This window comes from Thiocystis minor, from assembly GCF_016653465.1.
Lineage (GTDB): Bacteria > Pseudomonadota > Gammaproteobacteria > Chromatiales > Chromatiaceae > Chromatium > Chromatium minus.
The window spans coordinates 1-14,966 of the sequence record NZ_NHSQ01000120.1 but is presented as its reverse complement, the minus strand read 5'-3'; the positions used below and the strand labels follow the sequence as shown (position 1 = coordinate 14,966).

The following is a 14,966-nucleotide window of genomic DNA, read 5'->3' as shown; positions in this document are numbered from 1 at the left end:
CACTTCCTCCAGCCTTTTGCGGAACCCTGCTTTGATTTCCACAGCCAACATCACCATGCAGTTCAGCGGCAAACCGTTGTTCGAAAATATCTCAGTCAAGTTTGGCGGCGGCAATCGCTACGGTTTGATTGGCGCCAACGGTTGTGGAAAGTCCACCCTGATGAAGATCCTGGGTGGCGATCTGGAACCCAGCGCAGGCAACGTCTCGGTGGATCCCGGCAAGCGTCTCGGCAAATTGCGTCAGGATCAGTTTGCCTTCGAGAACCACACCGTCCTGGATGCCGTCATCATGGGGCACGACGAACTGTGGCGGATCAAGCAGGAACGTGACCGCATCTATGCCCTGCCGGACATGAGCGACGAAGACGGCATGAAGGTCGCGGACCTGGAGGTGCACTTCGCCGAGCTGGATGGCTACACCGCCGAGTCGCGCGCCGGCGAGCTGCTGCTCGGGCTGGAGATTCCGCTGGAGCAGCACGAGGGCCCCATGAGCGCCGTGGCGCCCGGTTGGAAACTGCGCGTCCTGCTCGCTCAGGCGCTGTTTGCCGACCCCGACGTCCTGCTGCTCGACGAGCCCACCAACAACCTGGACATCCACACCATTCAGTGGCTGGAAGAGATGCTGAATGCACGCAGCAGCACCATGATCATCATCTCGCACGACCGCCACTTCCTCAATAGCGTCTGTACCCACATGGCCGATCTGGACTACGGCGAATTGCGCGTCTATCCCGGCAGCTATGACGAGTACATGACGGCCGCGAGCCAGGCACGCTTGCGCCAGTTCGCCGACAACGCCAAGAAAAAGGCCCAGATCGCCGAACTACAGACCTTCGTCAGTCGTTTCTCCGCTAACGCTTCCAAGGCCAAGCAGGCGACCTCCCGTCAGCGTCAGATGGAGAAAATCAAGCTGGAGGACATCAAGCCCTCCAGCCGGGTCAACCCCTATCTCCGCTTCAGTCAGGACAAGAAGCTCTATCGACTGGCGCTGGAGGTGAAATCCCTGTCCAAGGGCTACGGCACCCCCCTGTTCAGCGGTCTCGACCTGAGCGTCGAAGTGGGTGAACGCGTCGCCGTCATCGGACCCAACGGGATCGGCAAGACCACCCTGCTGCGTAGCCTGGCCGGCGACCTGGCACCCGACAGCGGCACGGTCAAGTGGTCCGAGAACAGCAGGCTCGGTTATTTCGCCCAGGACCATGCCGCCGATTTTGCACTGGATATGACCCTCTATGATTGGATGGACCAGTGGAAACAACCCGGCGACGACGAACAGATCATCCGCGGCACCCTTGGTCGGCTGCTATTCTCACAGGACGAAATCAAAAAATCCGTGAAGGTCATCTCCGGCGGCGAGCAGGGTCGCATGCTCTTCGGTAAACTGATGCTGCAAAAACCCAATATCCTGCTGATGGACGAGCCGACCAATCACCTCGACATGGAATCGATCGAATCTCTCAACAACGCCTTGGAAGACTACCCCGGCACGCTGATCTTCGTGAGTCATGACCGGGAATTCGTCTCCTCCCTGGCGACCCGCATCATTGAACTGACGCCTCGGGGTGCCGTCAACTTCCGCGGCAACTACGAAAACTATCTGGAGAGCGAAGAAGCAGCGGCATAGATGCCAACGGGTCGCCGCGTTGATCGGGGTCGATATGAAGAAACTCGCCAATTATAAAAAAATCCTAGAATCAAAGCTGTTGCGACGCATTCTGACGCTGTTTTCAGGGAAGGCAGTTGCACAGATCGTTTTGCTTGGATTCGCGCCGATCATCGCCCGCCTGTTCGAACCCTCCGATTATGGCGCAGCCGCATTGCTGATTGCGATCGCGCATATTGCAACGCCGGTCGCCACCCTCAGCTACAGCACGGCCATGCAATTAACGAATCGTGACATTGATGCTCGCAAATTAGTCGCCATGGTGTTGATAAGCGCCTGCTTGTTCGTTTCCATCATGACGGTCTTGATATTTTTATTGAATGATTTGACCCATTCCGAATTCATGAAGCAGTTTGAAGGATGGGAATGGATCGTCCCTTTGATGCTTCTTTTATATTCCATCGAGACTGTTGTTTCTTCCTGGAATACACGAATGAAGCAATTCAAAATCCAGGCGACGACCTATGTATCAGGCACTGTGGTTGGAGCAGGCAGCCGGATAGTATTAGGCTGGGTGGGCGGCAGTTCCGTGGGAGCCTTGATGACCGGATATCTGTTAGGCACCTTGACCGGGGTTATTTGCATGGTCCGAAGGAGTTCGATCTTCAGCCAGCCCAAACTCCAGGAGCGAGAGAGTCAAAGCACCTTCAAACAATTGGCGGTGCAATATCGCGATTTCCCTCTTTATGCCACGCCAACGGCAATGTTACAGATGGCCAGCCAACAGCTGCCCTTGTTCTTTTTTGGAAGTCTATTCTCTCCTGCCGCCGCGGGTTTTTATGCGATGGCAGAGCGCCTAGTAATGAGTCCTTTTAATTTGTTACAAACCTCGATTCGCACTGTTTATACGCAACATACGGCGGATGCAATCAAGAAGGGACGACCGATTTCCTTCCTATTGACCAGAGCGTCACTCTTCACGGCGGGCGTTATGCTTGTGCCCGCACTGCTTCTGCATCGCTATGGCGAGCCGGCTCTTACCTGGCTTTTGAGCGAGAAATGGAGTACGGCTGGAATTTTTCTGGAAATCATGTCGCCAATGATCTTTTTTTCATCCCTGGCGATTCCTGCAAACGTCGTGATGGTCGTTTGCAGAAGGCAATCTCGATTACTGGGCATACAGGTCACGACAAGCGTCGCATTGGTTGTCGGGGTTTTGATCGCGTATCAGTTTTGGGGTACCGCCGAAGCGGCTTTACATGCCATTGTGATCGTATACGCAACACGGCATTTGCATGTCATCATGCTTGCGTTTTCCATCTGCGATCAATGCCAGCGCATGGATAGCGGCATGAAATCAGTTTGAGTTCCCGCGGATCTTCCTCGCGCCTGAACCCGGATCGGCACCAGGCCAGACCAGCCTTTGTCCGCCCACCGGTTTAAGCCAACTGCATGACGAATCATTGTCAAACAGGAGTTTCAGGCTGCTATACTCATAGTTGTTTTTCTGACTGATGCTCTCGGTTTCGACCTATGCAGACCAGAGAATTGAAAAACCGTCGCCTTCATGCTCGCGTGCCCCTGGGATGCGATGTTCAACTACAGCCGATCAGCACTCCATCTGCCAGCTCAACGAAGTGCAGCTATGACAGTATTTCGCGAGACATTAGCGCGGGCGGCATGCGGATCTGGTCCGACCGGCCATATCCTACGCAGACTCGATTGATGCTTGCGTTCGAGTGCGACGCACTCGAGTGGACGGGCATTACAACTTGCGTTGGCTCGGTCGTCTGGGTTGAACCAGATCCAACCGCAGGCCGGTGTCTGCTTGGGATCAAGTTCGGCGACACTGAACCCGGACAAACAACCCTTCAGTAATCGATTATTTCACTAAACATCCAATCTCGCTGGATGCTGCAATGCGGGCACGGACATCCAATGCCACCTCCAACGCCTTCAGGCCGGTTCGGCCATCCACCAGTGGCGGCTGGCCTTCGCGAATCCCCCGTATAAACTCAGCAAGCTCCAGATCCAGGGGTTTGATGGGCTCCACCTGGATACGCTCACGCACGATCTCTGGACGGGCGGCGCCATCGACCGAGCAAGGCGAGGCAATGTCGATGATTTGCGAGACAAAGTCCAGCGAGAGATAGCTTTTCGGCTGAAAAACCCGAATCCGGCGGGTGGTTTTATCCGAAACGCGACTGGCAACGACATTTGCGACGGTCCCGTTGGCGAATTCCAGACGAGCATTGGCGATATCCACATGTTCGGTCAAGACAGACGCGCCAACGGCAGAGATGCCGCAAATCTCAGCGTCCACCAAGGAAAGAATAATGTCGATGTCATGGATCATCAGGTCCGAAACGACGTCGACATCCGTCGCTCGCTCCACGAATCCCCCCATGCGCTGGGCCTCGATATAAAGCGGCGAACGAATTCGTTGCGCGAGCGCCATCACGCCAGCATTGAACCGTTCGACATGACCGATCTGAAGCGTCGCGCCATGAGCCTGGGACAAACGCACGAGCTCCGCGCCATCCGCCAGGCTCGGAGCGATCGGTTTTTCAAGCAGCACATGAATCCCCCGTGACAGCAAGGGGGCAGCCGCCTCCAGATGAGCGGTGGTCGGAACCACAACACTGACAGCATCGACCCTGCCAATCAGATCTCCGACGCGGCCATGACTCGCGCAACCGACTTCTGCCGCAACCGCTCGGGCACGGTTATGATCGATATCGACGACGCCGATCAGATCGACCTCCGGCATCCGCGAATAGATCAGCGCATGGAAACGACCCAGATAGCCGACACCGATGACGGCGACCCGAGTCCTGTCGGACGAAAGCTGTTCTGACATAGGAAGCTACCAGCCGGAGAGGCTAAAAACGCGAATGCGATCGGATGAATGTCAGGGAACGGACACAACGCGTTTTCAGCCACCCACGTCAGACGGTCGAGGCGCCTGTGTCGCGATCGGATTCTCCGTCGCATCAGAGTAGATCGCCACTTGATAGCCGAGCGTCGCAAACATACCCAGCGCGACAAAAACCAGTAGCAAGAAAAACGGATCGGGTTTGCGCCGGCTGCGTCTGGAAGGGATCAACATAACGGCCATCGCTTCGAGTAAACATTTAACAACAGCATACAACTCTATCAAATGATTAGAAAGAAACCCGAACGATTCGAGTCAATCATGGCTCTCGCGATCACCTCCAAAGCACGTCGGACACGACGTTGGTTGGCTCAGGCCAGGCGAATCGGACGAACAAACAACCTATAACATGCCGTACGCGCTTTAATTGGTATTATCACGCTTTCCGATACGCTTGTCCGCACTGGAGACTCCGGTGAAAGAATTTTCGATCAAAATCGTGACTCAGAGCCAATACCAACCAGACCAGTCCTCCCCCGCGGAAGGCCGCTACGTCTTCGCCTACACCATCACCATCGAGAATCAGGGGGACGAACCCGCCCGCCTGCTGGATCGGCACTGGATCATCACCGATGCCGACGGGCAAACGCAGGAGGTGCGTGGACAAGGTGTGGTGGGTGAGCAGCCGCATCTACGGCCAGGCGAACGCTATCAATACACCAGCGGTACCATCCTGCCGACACCATTAGGGAGCATGCACGGCAGTTATGGGATGATCGACGATGACGGGATCCGTTTCGAGGCCAGGATCCCCGCCTTTTCGCTGGTTTCCACCACTTGCATCCACTAACGAGACCGCGGCTGGCATGACGTCCGCGATCGCGCAACGGCCGGCTTCAGGGGAATGAAGCGGCAGCGTCCGGGACGCGGTTATCCGCATTTTCAATCAGAGCACGCGAAAAGACCATGCCCATCTATGCGATCGGCGATATCCAGGGGTGCTATCTTGAATTGAGAGCGCTGCTCGACCGACTCGCCTTCGATCCGCAGACCGACCGACTGTGGTTCGTCGGCGATCTGGTGAATCGAGGACCGGATTCGCTCGAGGTACTACGTTTCGTGCGCGATCTCGGAGAGACCGCACTGGTCATACTAGGCAATCACGATCTGCATCTACTGGCACTCGCTGCCGGCAATACCAAACACGCCAAAAAGAGCACTCTGGATGCCGTCCTGAAAGCGCCAGACCGCGACGAACTTCTGCATTGGCTCCGTCATCGCCCGCTTCTCCACCATGACCCGGAGCGGAATCTGACCCTGATTCATGCCGGCCTGCCACCGCAATGGGATCTGGCGGATGCGCGCGCGCGCGCGGTCGAACTCGAGAGAGCGCTGCGAGGCGACGATTACCGGGATTATCTATTCGCCATGTACGGAAATCAGCCAGACCGCTGGTCACCCGAACTGACTGGCATGGAGCGACTGCGCTTTATCACCAACTGCCTGACCCGTCTACGCTTCTGCGCTCCGGATGGCACGCTGGCCCTGAAGGAAAAAGGAGACATCGGGAGGCAGGCGACCGGCCTGATGCCCTGGTTCCAGGTTCCAGACAGAAAGACCCGGCATGAGCGTATCATCTTCGGCCATTGGTCGACCCTGGGCTACCGCGAGGGGGATAACGTCTGGGCGATCGACAGCGGCTGTCTCTGGGGTGGCGCACTCACAGCTATCCGGCTGGACGTCATGCCGTGGATGCCGATTCAGTTGAACTGCAAGGGTTATCTCACGCCGGATCAGGATTAAATCGCATCCGCGACCACGCCACGGCCATGGGTTCAGGCGAGGCCAATGCAATAAGGTGATTTTCTGAAAACCCAAACCCACGCGGGTTCGCTCACAACCCGCGCCGGAGTTCCAAAAAGGTCATGGCGAAGGCATTGCGCGCATCCGCCGCCTGCTCGATTCGACTCACCTCTTGCCACTGCGCCGGATCCCAGTCTGGAAACAGGGTATCGCCTGCGATCCGGGCATGGACACGGGTTAGATAAAGACGGCTGGCGCGTGACAGTGCCTCGGTATAAAGCGCGGCGCCGCCGACAATCATCAGTTCAGGAACACCGCCCGCGATTGCAATCGCCGCATCGAGGGAAGCGGCAACGGTACAACCATCCGCGCAAAAGTCGGGATCATGAGACAGGACGATATGCCGTCGTCGCGGCAGCAGACCCGGCAGCGATTCCCAGGTGCGCCGCCCCATGACGATGGGTTTATCCAGCGTCAAGCGCTTGAAGTGCGCCAAATCGGCCGGTAATCGCCAAGGTAGGGCATTGTCGCGACCAATGACGCCATTCTCGGCCACTGCGGCAACCAACGCGAGGACCGGCATGTTGAGCGAATCGTGTAACAATTCAGACCGAACTCGCCGCCATCATCGGCTCCGCGGCGGGCGCGGACCAGAGACGTTCCAGGTTATAGAAATCGCGCACCTTCGGCAGCATCACATGAACGACGACACCGTTCAGATCCACCAATGCCCATTCGCCTTCGGCAACGCCCTCGGTACCCAAGGGTGTCTCGCCCGCTTCCTTCGACCGAAAGGCGACCGTTTCAGCGATTGCTTTGACGTGCCGATCGGAGGTGCCGGACGCGACCACCATATAATCGGTGATGGCCGTCTTGCCGCGCACGTCCATGACATTGACATCGCGCGCCTTCATGTCGGCCAGCGTCTCGACGACCAGTTGCCGAAGTTGCTCAAGTTGCATGCGGTCTCCTCTACTTAAATAACGAAGTTCAATGGCGTAATAGGTTTCGCGAAAGCCGCGGCGAGACTGGCTCACCGATAGAGACCCTCGCGTTCAATGATGGCAAGTACCGCCTCGGGCAACAGATAGCGCGGACTCAGACCGCGCGCGATCAATTGTCGAATGCGGGTTGATGAAATGGAAACCTGGGTGACGTCTTGATACAGGATGCGCCCACCCGGACGCTCCGCCAGGGACGCCGGCTCATCGCACCCATACTCCAAATAGAGATTTCGCAGAAATGGATCGGCGACCGAGCCATGACCTGGTCGGCGCATCACGACCAGATGCGCCAACTCAAGAATCTCCAGGGGTCGATACCATGACAGGAAGCCCGCGAATGCATCCGCGCCAACCAACAGATAGAGCGGCTTATCCGCCCCCACGTCGGCACGCAGCGAAACGAGCGTATCGTAGGAAAAAGAGCCGCCCGCCCTGTCCAGTTCGCGCCTGTCCAGGACAAAACCGGTCTGTCCGCCGATCGCCGCCTCAAGCATCGTCAGACGCATCGCCGCGGCGGCCAGGGGTTGAGGGCGATGAACGGCGACATTCAGGGGGATAAAACGCACCTCGTCGAGCCCCAAACCCTGGAGACAGTCCAGAGCCGGGCGCAGATGTCCGACATGAACGGGGTCAAAGGTTCCGCCAAGGAGGCCGATCATGGATTAAGCCGCGTCCGCTCCAACGGTCATGGGATCACGCCAACCGATCCGAACCATTGAAAACCACGCCTGTCATGGCTGGACACGATTTAGTTATGCGACTTCAACAGCAGTTTCAGGATCTTCAGATTGATCACCCAGAAGCGATAAAACTGCCAGATGAAGGAAGTCCGCATGTAGCGGACCCATTTCGTGGGTACCGGCGGATAGTACGCCTGCTGATAGGGCTCTTTGTTCTTCGCGGCCATAAGTCTCTGCCTCACTAAAAGATGAACGGAAAACGCCTCAATCCGGAAGAATGGACCAGCCCGGACGGAGCTTGGCCTGGTAGATGAACACATGGTGCAGAATATATTTCATCCAATGCCCCGCAAGCCCGATCTCGCCAAAGGTGAGATTCATATCCCGCCCATATTCAGGATAGGTTTCGTAATCCGGCACGACGGGGAAGACCGTCATGGTCGCGGCGGTGCCGTTGAAGATATCCGAGCCGGTCGAGGCTACGCAAGCGGCGCCCATCTCGCCCATGGAGGCGGAATGCGTCGGCTCGGGCGCGCCCTTGAGCATGTCGCGGATGCTCTCCGCGACGGCCTTGCCGATGGTGGCCGAGGGCATGCCGGTCCGCGGTGGGGTTGGACTGATCTGGGTGCCGTTGGGGCTCTTCATCACCTTGCTGATCGGATGCGGCGGCGCGAAGGCGATGCCGATGGCGAACATGTTCTTGTATTTCGGCGTTTGATAGGTTCTGGGCCAATCGGCCTTGCTCCAGTCCTCGAACGGCTTGGGAGCGTAATCGGCATCGACCTTCATGAAACCGTTGGGCGCGAAGACCTGATCGGTGATGTCGGCGCCGGACTTGTCGAACGCCTTCAGGCCGACCCCCGAGAAGGGCGGAATCAGCATGGAGAAATCGAAGTCCAGTTCATGATAGGTGCCATCGAGCAGCTCATAGTGAATTTTGCCCGGCTCGATCTTCGTGATGTGCGCGCGGGTGATCCATTCCATGCCGCGCTCGACCATCAGCGACTCGGCGAACACCTTGCCGTTGGTCACGTAGCCGCCGCGGGTGATATGCACGCCGCCCATGCCGAAATCGCCCAGTTCGTATTCGTTGCTGATCCAGACCAGCCGCCCGCGCTCGCGCACGCCGGCCTCGCGCAGGGCATGATCGACATTGTAGATGTACTCGAAGGCCGCGCCCTGGCAGGTGCACATGCCATGCCCCGTGCCGATGACGAAGGTGCGCTCCTCGCCGGCCTTCATCGCCTCGATGTTTTTTTGCAGTTGCGAGTTCGCCTCCAGCGCGTGGCCGGGCGTGCAAACGGACACCGTATAGCCGCCTTCAGGCCCCAGGCCAGGCGTGGCGCCGAAGTTCAACTTGGGACCGGTGGCGTTGACCAGATAGTCGTACTCGATGGCTTCGGTCTGCCCTGCCCGCGACATCTCCGTGTATTCGACCGTCACAAAGGGGCTGGCATGCTCGGCATCGCCTTCGGGGTTGATCGACAGCGCCTTGGCCTGACGAAAATCCACGTTGATTTTCTTGTAGATCGGGGCAAGTTCGAAGGTCACCTGACGCTCCGTCATTTCGCCCACGCCCACCCAGATATTCGATGGAATCCAATTCCACTTGGAGTTGGGCGAAACCACGATAATCTGATGCTTCTTCCCGACCCACTTGCCCAGGTAGCGGGCAGTCGTATGCCCAGAGATACCCGCCCCAAGAATGACGATACGTGCCATATAAAGACTCCAGATTCGTTAAAGCGTTGGAGGCCAAGCCGCGTCCCGAGTGAAATGCGCCGTCGCGAGACGAGTTCAGACTCATCCGCAATGGCAGGCGTATGGAGCGACGCAGTTTAGAGAGTTTCGGTAAAGAGTCGATGAAGACAGACGCTATTCTTATCAGCATGACTGACGATTGTCGAGGACAAGCAAAAAACGCTTATATACTGAATCTTGCCTCGCGAATTCGCGCCATCAAGCCCGCGCGTGAAGCTCTCGACACCAGAACTGTCAGATGCGTCCCTCACCATTGCCAAGCACCACGAACTTTAGCGAAGTCAACCCCTCCAGCCCTACCGGTCCACGGGCATGGAACTTGTCGGTACTGATCCCGATTTCGGCGCCCAGCCCATATTCGAAGCCGTCGGCAAACCGAGTCGAGGCATTGACCATCACCGAGCTCGAATCGACCTCGCGCAAAAACCGGCGCGCCCGACTGTAATCCTCGGTCACAATGGCATCCGTGTGGGCAGACCCGTGGCGGGCGATGTGATCCATGGCCGCATCGAGACCATCGACGATGCGGATCGCGAGAATGGGCGCCAGATACTCGGTGTCCCAGTCGCTCTCGGTGGCTGGAACGGCATCGGGCAGGATCTCGCAGGTGCGCGGACAACCGCGCAATTCGACACCTTTTTCCTGGTAAGCCGCAGCCAGTCCAGGCAAGATTCCAGCCGCCACCGGCGCATCCACCAAGAGGGTTTCCATGGTGTTACAGGTGCCGTATCGCTGGGTTTTGGCATTGATGGCGACCCTGAACGCCTTGTCCGGATCGGCGTGTTCGTCGATGAAGACATGACAGATCCCGTCCAGATGCTTGATGACCGGAACCCGCGCCTCGCGGCTGATGCGTTCGATAAGCCCCTTGCCGCCGCGCGGGATGATGACATCGATCGATTCGGGCATGGCGATCATCGCCCCCACCGCCGCGCGATCGGTCGTCGCGACGACCTGAACTCCCTCCTCGGGCAAGCCGCTGGACACCAATCCCTGCTGGATACACCGCGCAATCGCCTGATTGGAAGCGAAGGCCTCCGAGCCGCCGCGCAGCACCGTGGCGTTGCCCGATTTCAGACAAAGCGCGGCGGCATCGGCGGTTACATTGGGTCTTGACTCATAGATGATGCCAATCACGCCCAAAGGCACCCGCATCCGACCAACCTGAATTCCCGATGGCCGATAATTGAGATCGGTGATGGCGCCGATGGGATCCGGCAGCGCGGCGATCTGTCTCAGCCCATCGATCATGGCATCGATGCGCGCGGACGTGAGTTCGAGACGATCCAGCAAAGCGGCATCCAGCCCCTTGGCCGCGCCAGCCAGCAGATCCTGCCGATTGGCATGCGCGATGGTCGCGCGTTCCCGGTCCAGAAAGCCGGCAATCGCCAGCAGGGCGGCATTCTTTTCCGCCGTGTTCGCCCGCGCCATGGCGCGTGAAGCCGCGCGGGCGCGGCGCCCAAGATCCGCCATATAAGCGGCAATGTCGGTGATCTGTGCGTCGGTCATCTCGAAAACCTGTTGAACGAAACTGCGGCCAGTATGGCATGCGTTGCCGGTCATTCTGAGCGCGGTTCAGATAATATGCGGGCTGGTCAATGTCGGAATCCACCGGGAACGCGAGGCGGAAGGGCATCCCCTACCTCCGTCCCAGTATAGAGTAACGTACAATCAGGCCGCGTCAACGAAGGCCGCCACCTCACCACCGATCAGTTGACGTACCCAGGGCTTCCAGCCCTGGAAGACCAGGCCAGGATGGCCCAGCTACGCAGGTCTGGAGCGGCGTCTCCGGTTGATTTCGGGAAACTGACAGGTGATAAGGGCCGCCGCAGATCCCCGCTTCCTCGTCCGATTGCGCAAATCCATCCCTCTCATCTCCGGACACAGTTTAGGAGCGAGACCTCGATACGGTGATTCACAATATGCACAATGAACTGGAGCAGTCGCTGACGGATGGCTCGCCGTTCGACATCGTGCGGTTGAAAGATCACGATACGTCGCGGTTACCCCGACCACCGCATCGCCTGTATGGACGCGATCGTGAGCTAACCCGTCTGACAATCGCGTTTGAGCGATTCGTGGACGGCGGTCCGCAGTCCTATTTCGTGGCCGGCTACTCGGGCGTGGGCAAGACCGCGCTGGTCAACGAACTCCAGCGCCGCCTGCCTCGGACGCGGGGCCTGTTCATCCGCGGCAAGTTCGAGCAGTTTCAGCGCTATCGGCCGTTTCTGGCCCCGACCCAGGCGCTGCGTCAGTTGTGTCAATGGCTGCTGGCGGAACCCGAGGCGGAACGCGCCCAGTGGCGTGATCGCCTCCTGGAGGGGCTCGGCCCGGATGCCGGCGCGCTCTTCGAGATCTTGCCGGAGCTGGCCGCGCTGATTGGTTCTCAGCCCCCCGCGCCGGAACTTGGCTCGCTGGAGACGCAGATCCGTCTACGCGCCCTGCTGGTCGCGCTGATCCGCCGGATTGCCACGCCGCCCCATCCCCTGGTGCTGTTTCTCGACGACTTGCAATGGGCCGACCAACCCTCGCTGGATCTCATCGGCGCCTTGCTGCAAGATCGCACCATCAACGGCTTTCTGCTGCTCGGCGCCTATCGCGGCAACGCGGTGGATGCCGACCATCCGCTGTCACGTCTGCTCCGCCAGCCGACCGCCGCCGGCAATCCGCCGCCGGTGCTGACCCTGACCGACCTGACGCCGGACGACCTAGCCCTCATGCTCGCCGATCTGCTGGACATGCAACCGGATGCCGTGCGGCCACTGGCGGCCGCGCTCCATGCCAAGACCGGCGGCAATCCCTTTTTCACGCTCGAATTCATCCAGGCGCTCTCTCGGGATGGGGCGCTGCGCCCCGCCCCGGAGCCGGGCGCCTGGCACTGGGATACGGCGTCCATCGCCAGCCGTCCGGCCAGCGCCAACGTGGCGGATTTCCTCGCCGCGGGACTGACTGAATTAGAGGACGCAACCGCCGAGACGCTCGTCGCCGTCGCCTGCCTGGGCAATGCCTGCACCCTGGACCGGTTGGCGCTCGCCACCGGCGCCACGCCCGCCGCGCTCGCCGGGCAACTCAGGCCCGCGCTCGAACGCGGCATTCTCATCGCGCCCGACGCGAACGTCTCGCTGCGCTTCTGCCACGACCGGATGCAGCAGGCGGTCCACCAACTCCGCGACGACGCTTGGCGCGACCGACTCCATCTGGCCATGGCCCGACGTTTCGCCCAGGCCGGGGACGCTCCGGCGCATCGCTTCAGCGCCGCCGAACACTACGCGGTCGCGGCGGATCTGATCGTCGAGACCGCCGAGCGAAGCCTCGTCCGCGCGTTGTTTCTGAGCGCGGCCCAGCAGGTTCGTCAATCCGGCTCTTTTGCCGCCGCCGAGCGGTTTCTGCGCCTGGGGATCGACCTATTGGCCCCGGATGCCTGGCAGCGTGATCCCGACGAGACCTTTGCCCTGCATGCCGAATTGCATCTGGTGCTGTACAGCCTGGCCCGCCACGCCGAGGCCGACGAGACCTATCGGGTTCTCGCGGCCCGTGCGCCTTCGCCATTGCAACTGGTGGATTCGGCTTGCGTGCAGATCGCGCATCTGTCCGGCCGCGTTCTCTACTGGGAAGCCCTCGAACTGGGGCTCGCGCTTCTGGCCCGACTTGGCATCGCGGTACCGCTGGCCGATCTCGATCGGAGCCTTCAGAAAATTCACGAAACAATTCCAGATACCTTCGCGCTTTTCGACATCCCCGAAAATGGCTCAGCCGGGTACTCCCATGAAGGAAGCACACTCGAACGGGAGTTGGAGATTTTTTATCGCCATGTCACGGCGGGTGCGCTTGAGCAACTGCCAGACTGCCAAGATCGGGCCGACGAACGCATGGCGGCTTGTGCCAAACTGATGAACGCCATGGTGAACGCGGCCAATGCCACCCATGTGCTCCTCGCGGGCTGGTTGTTGCTGCGGACCAATCGACTCTGGATAGAACGTGGCTATTGTGCTGCCGCTATCTTTCCGATGGCCTGTAGCGGCATCGCCCTCGTTGCCTTTCGCGGTGATTTCGCGATCGCTGAACGCCTGTTACAGATCGCACTCGCGGTGGGGACGACACGGGAGCGCAGCCGCGAAACCGCCCGCGCAGCCTATATCCATGCCAATTACATTGGCCATTGGCTGCACCCACTTGAAGATCATGTCGCGCAGGCGCACCACGCATGCGGGGAACTGTTGCGCGCGGGCGACCTGGAATACGCCTCCTTGACCTTCTCTGCATCGCAGTCCGCCCTGCTGGACACCTGTGCCCATCTCGCCGACATTGAGACAGAAACCGAGGCCGCATTGAATTTTGTGCGCAAGGTCGGACACTTGCATGCCGAGCAGTCCTATCTGTCCTTCCGACAGATGATCCGCGCGCTGGCGGGCAAGACTGCGGGGTACGGTCGTTTCGAGGATGCGGATTTCGACGAGCAGACCCATCAGTCGGCCACGCGGAGCAATCCGATTGCCCTGAGTTATTTCCATCTCTACCGTGCGCTTTCGGCCTGCCTGTTTCACGATGAACAGGCGCTTGCCCACCACACCAAGTCGGTTGTGGGATCCTTGTGTATGACGATCCACTGTCATTACGCGACAGCCCTCGTCAACCTGCTGCACTCGCTGGCGATTATCCAGCAGTTCCGAAAGGCCGCCGAAACCGAACGTCCCGTCCTGCTGGAACGCATCGAACTCAATCAGCGCTGGCTCAAGGCACGCGCCGCGGACGCGCCCATGAACTTCGACCATCTCCACGCCCTGGTGGACGCGGAACGGCTGGATGCGCTCGACCAACCCCAGGCGGCGCTCCAGGCATTCGAGCAGGCCATGCGCAAGGTATCCGAAGTCCAGCGCCCCTGGCACAAGGCGTTGATCGTCGAACGGACCGGGGACTGTTTTCGGCGACGCGGAATGGAAGACACTGGTCGACTCCACCTGACGCGGGCGCACGCGCTCTATACGCAGTGGGGCGCCCATGGCAAGGCGCGGGCGATGCGGGGGTGCCTGCCCTTCCTGGACGCCAGCGCGCTGGATGGCTCAAACGCCTGAAGGTGGCACGCACTGTCGCGACCAGCAATTCCCATCTTCACGATCGGGTCGGGCTGACGGGATTGCGCCCGTCAGCCCTCCCACACCACCGGACATGCGGTTTTCCGCATCCGGCGGTTGGACCCAGCCACCATTAAGCGGCGGCGAGGTCTGATGGAACCCACAATC

General features: G+C 59.4%; 13 protein-coding genes. 6 read left to right on the top strand and 7 right to left on the bottom strand.

The window, feature by feature from the left end:
* The first annotated feature begins 31 nt into the window (after positions 1-31).
* The 3 genes from CCR95_RS16800 to CCR95_RS26435 all read left to right on the top strand — a co-directional run bounded on the left by CCR95_RS16800 (position 32) and on the right by CCR95_RS26435 (position 3,481).
* Positions 32-1,624, top strand: coding sequence for an ABC-F family ATPase (locus CCR95_RS16800; RefSeq protein ID WP_201096414.1), 1,593 nt, complete (start codon positions 32-34; stop codon positions 1,622-1,624).
* 34 nt (positions 1,625-1,658) lie between these two features.
* Positions 1,659-2,969 (top strand): lipopolysaccharide biosynthesis protein, encoded by a 1,311-nt coding sequence (locus CCR95_RS16795; RefSeq protein WP_201096413.1) that lies wholly within the window; start codon positions 1,659-1,661, stop codon positions 2,967-2,969.
* 167 nt (positions 2,970-3,136) lie between these two features.
* Positions 3,137-3,481 (top strand): PilZ domain-containing protein, encoded by a 345-nt coding sequence (locus tag CCR95_RS26435; RefSeq protein ID WP_201096411.1) that lies wholly within the window; start codon positions 3,137-3,139, stop codon positions 3,479-3,481.
* Between the two features lie 4 nt (positions 3,482-3,485).
* Here CCR95_RS26435 and CCR95_RS16785 read toward each other — a convergent pair whose 3' ends face one another.
* Positions 3,486-4,463: a Gfo/Idh/MocA family protein gene (locus CCR95_RS16785; protein ID WP_201096410.1), complete on the bottom strand. Its 978-nt coding sequence runs from the start codon at positions 4,461-4,463 to the stop codon at positions 3,486-3,488.
* Positions 4,464-4,953: 490 nt separating this feature from the next.
* Here CCR95_RS16785 and apaG point away from each other — a divergent pair, with 490 nt between their 5' ends.
* Positions 4,954-5,328, top strand: a complete 375-nt coding sequence (apaG, locus tag CCR95_RS16780; protein ID WP_201096408.1) for a Co2+/Mg2+ efflux protein ApaG — start codon at positions 4,954-4,956, stop codon at positions 5,326-5,328.
* A gap of 116 nt (positions 5,329-5,444) precedes the next feature.
* Positions 5,445-6,281, top strand: a complete 837-nt coding sequence (locus tag CCR95_RS16775) for a symmetrical bis(5'-nucleosyl)-tetraphosphatase (RefSeq protein WP_201096403.1) — start codon at positions 5,445-5,447, stop codon at positions 6,279-6,281.
* 91 nt (positions 6,282-6,372) lie between these two features.
* Here the strand turns inward: CCR95_RS16775 and CCR95_RS16770 are convergent, their stop codons facing one another.
* The 6 genes from CCR95_RS16770 to CCR95_RS16745 form a co-directional block, all read right to left on the bottom strand.
* On the bottom strand, positions 6,373-6,864 hold the full coding sequence (locus CCR95_RS16770) for a dihydrofolate reductase (protein WP_201096401.1): 492 nt from the start codon (positions 6,862-6,864) through the stop codon (positions 6,373-6,375).
* Positions 6,865-6,886: 22 nt separating this feature from the next.
* A complete protein-coding gene (rsfS, locus tag CCR95_RS16765) occupies positions 6,887-7,243 on the bottom strand; it encodes a ribosome silencing factor (RefSeq protein WP_201096399.1) in 357 nt (118 codons plus the stop codon).
* A gap of 71 nt (positions 7,244-7,314) precedes the next feature.
* Complete coding sequence (nadD, locus tag CCR95_RS16760; protein ID WP_201096389.1) at positions 7,315-7,944, bottom strand: nicotinate-nucleotide adenylyltransferase; 630 nt, start codon at positions 7,942-7,944, stop codon at positions 7,315-7,317.
* A gap of 89 nt (positions 7,945-8,033) precedes the next feature.
* The gene (locus CCR95_RS16755; RefSeq protein ID WP_201096387.1) at positions 8,034-8,192 is read right to left on the bottom strand and encodes a hypothetical protein; all 159 of its coding nucleotides are present in this window, start codon (positions 8,190-8,192) and stop codon (positions 8,034-8,036) included.
* A gap of 37 nt (positions 8,193-8,229) precedes the next feature.
* Entirely contained in the window at positions 8,230-9,687 is a 1,458-nt protein-coding gene (locus tag CCR95_RS16750) for an NAD(P)/FAD-dependent oxidoreductase (protein WP_201096385.1), read from the bottom strand.
* A gap of 273 nt (positions 9,688-9,960) precedes the next feature.
* Positions 9,961-11,235: a glutamate-5-semialdehyde dehydrogenase gene (locus CCR95_RS16745; RefSeq protein WP_201096383.1), complete on the bottom strand. Its 1,275-nt coding sequence runs from the start codon at positions 11,233-11,235 to the stop codon at positions 9,961-9,963.
* A gap of 413 nt (positions 11,236-11,648) precedes the next feature.
* On the opposite strand from CCR95_RS16745, the gene CCR95_RS16740 reads away from it, so the two are divergent.
* Complete coding sequence (locus CCR95_RS16740; protein WP_201096381.1) at positions 11,649-14,798, top strand: ATP-binding protein; 3,150 nt, start codon at positions 11,649-11,651, stop codon at positions 14,796-14,798.
* The last annotated feature ends 168 nt before the right edge of the window (positions 14,799-14,966 follow it).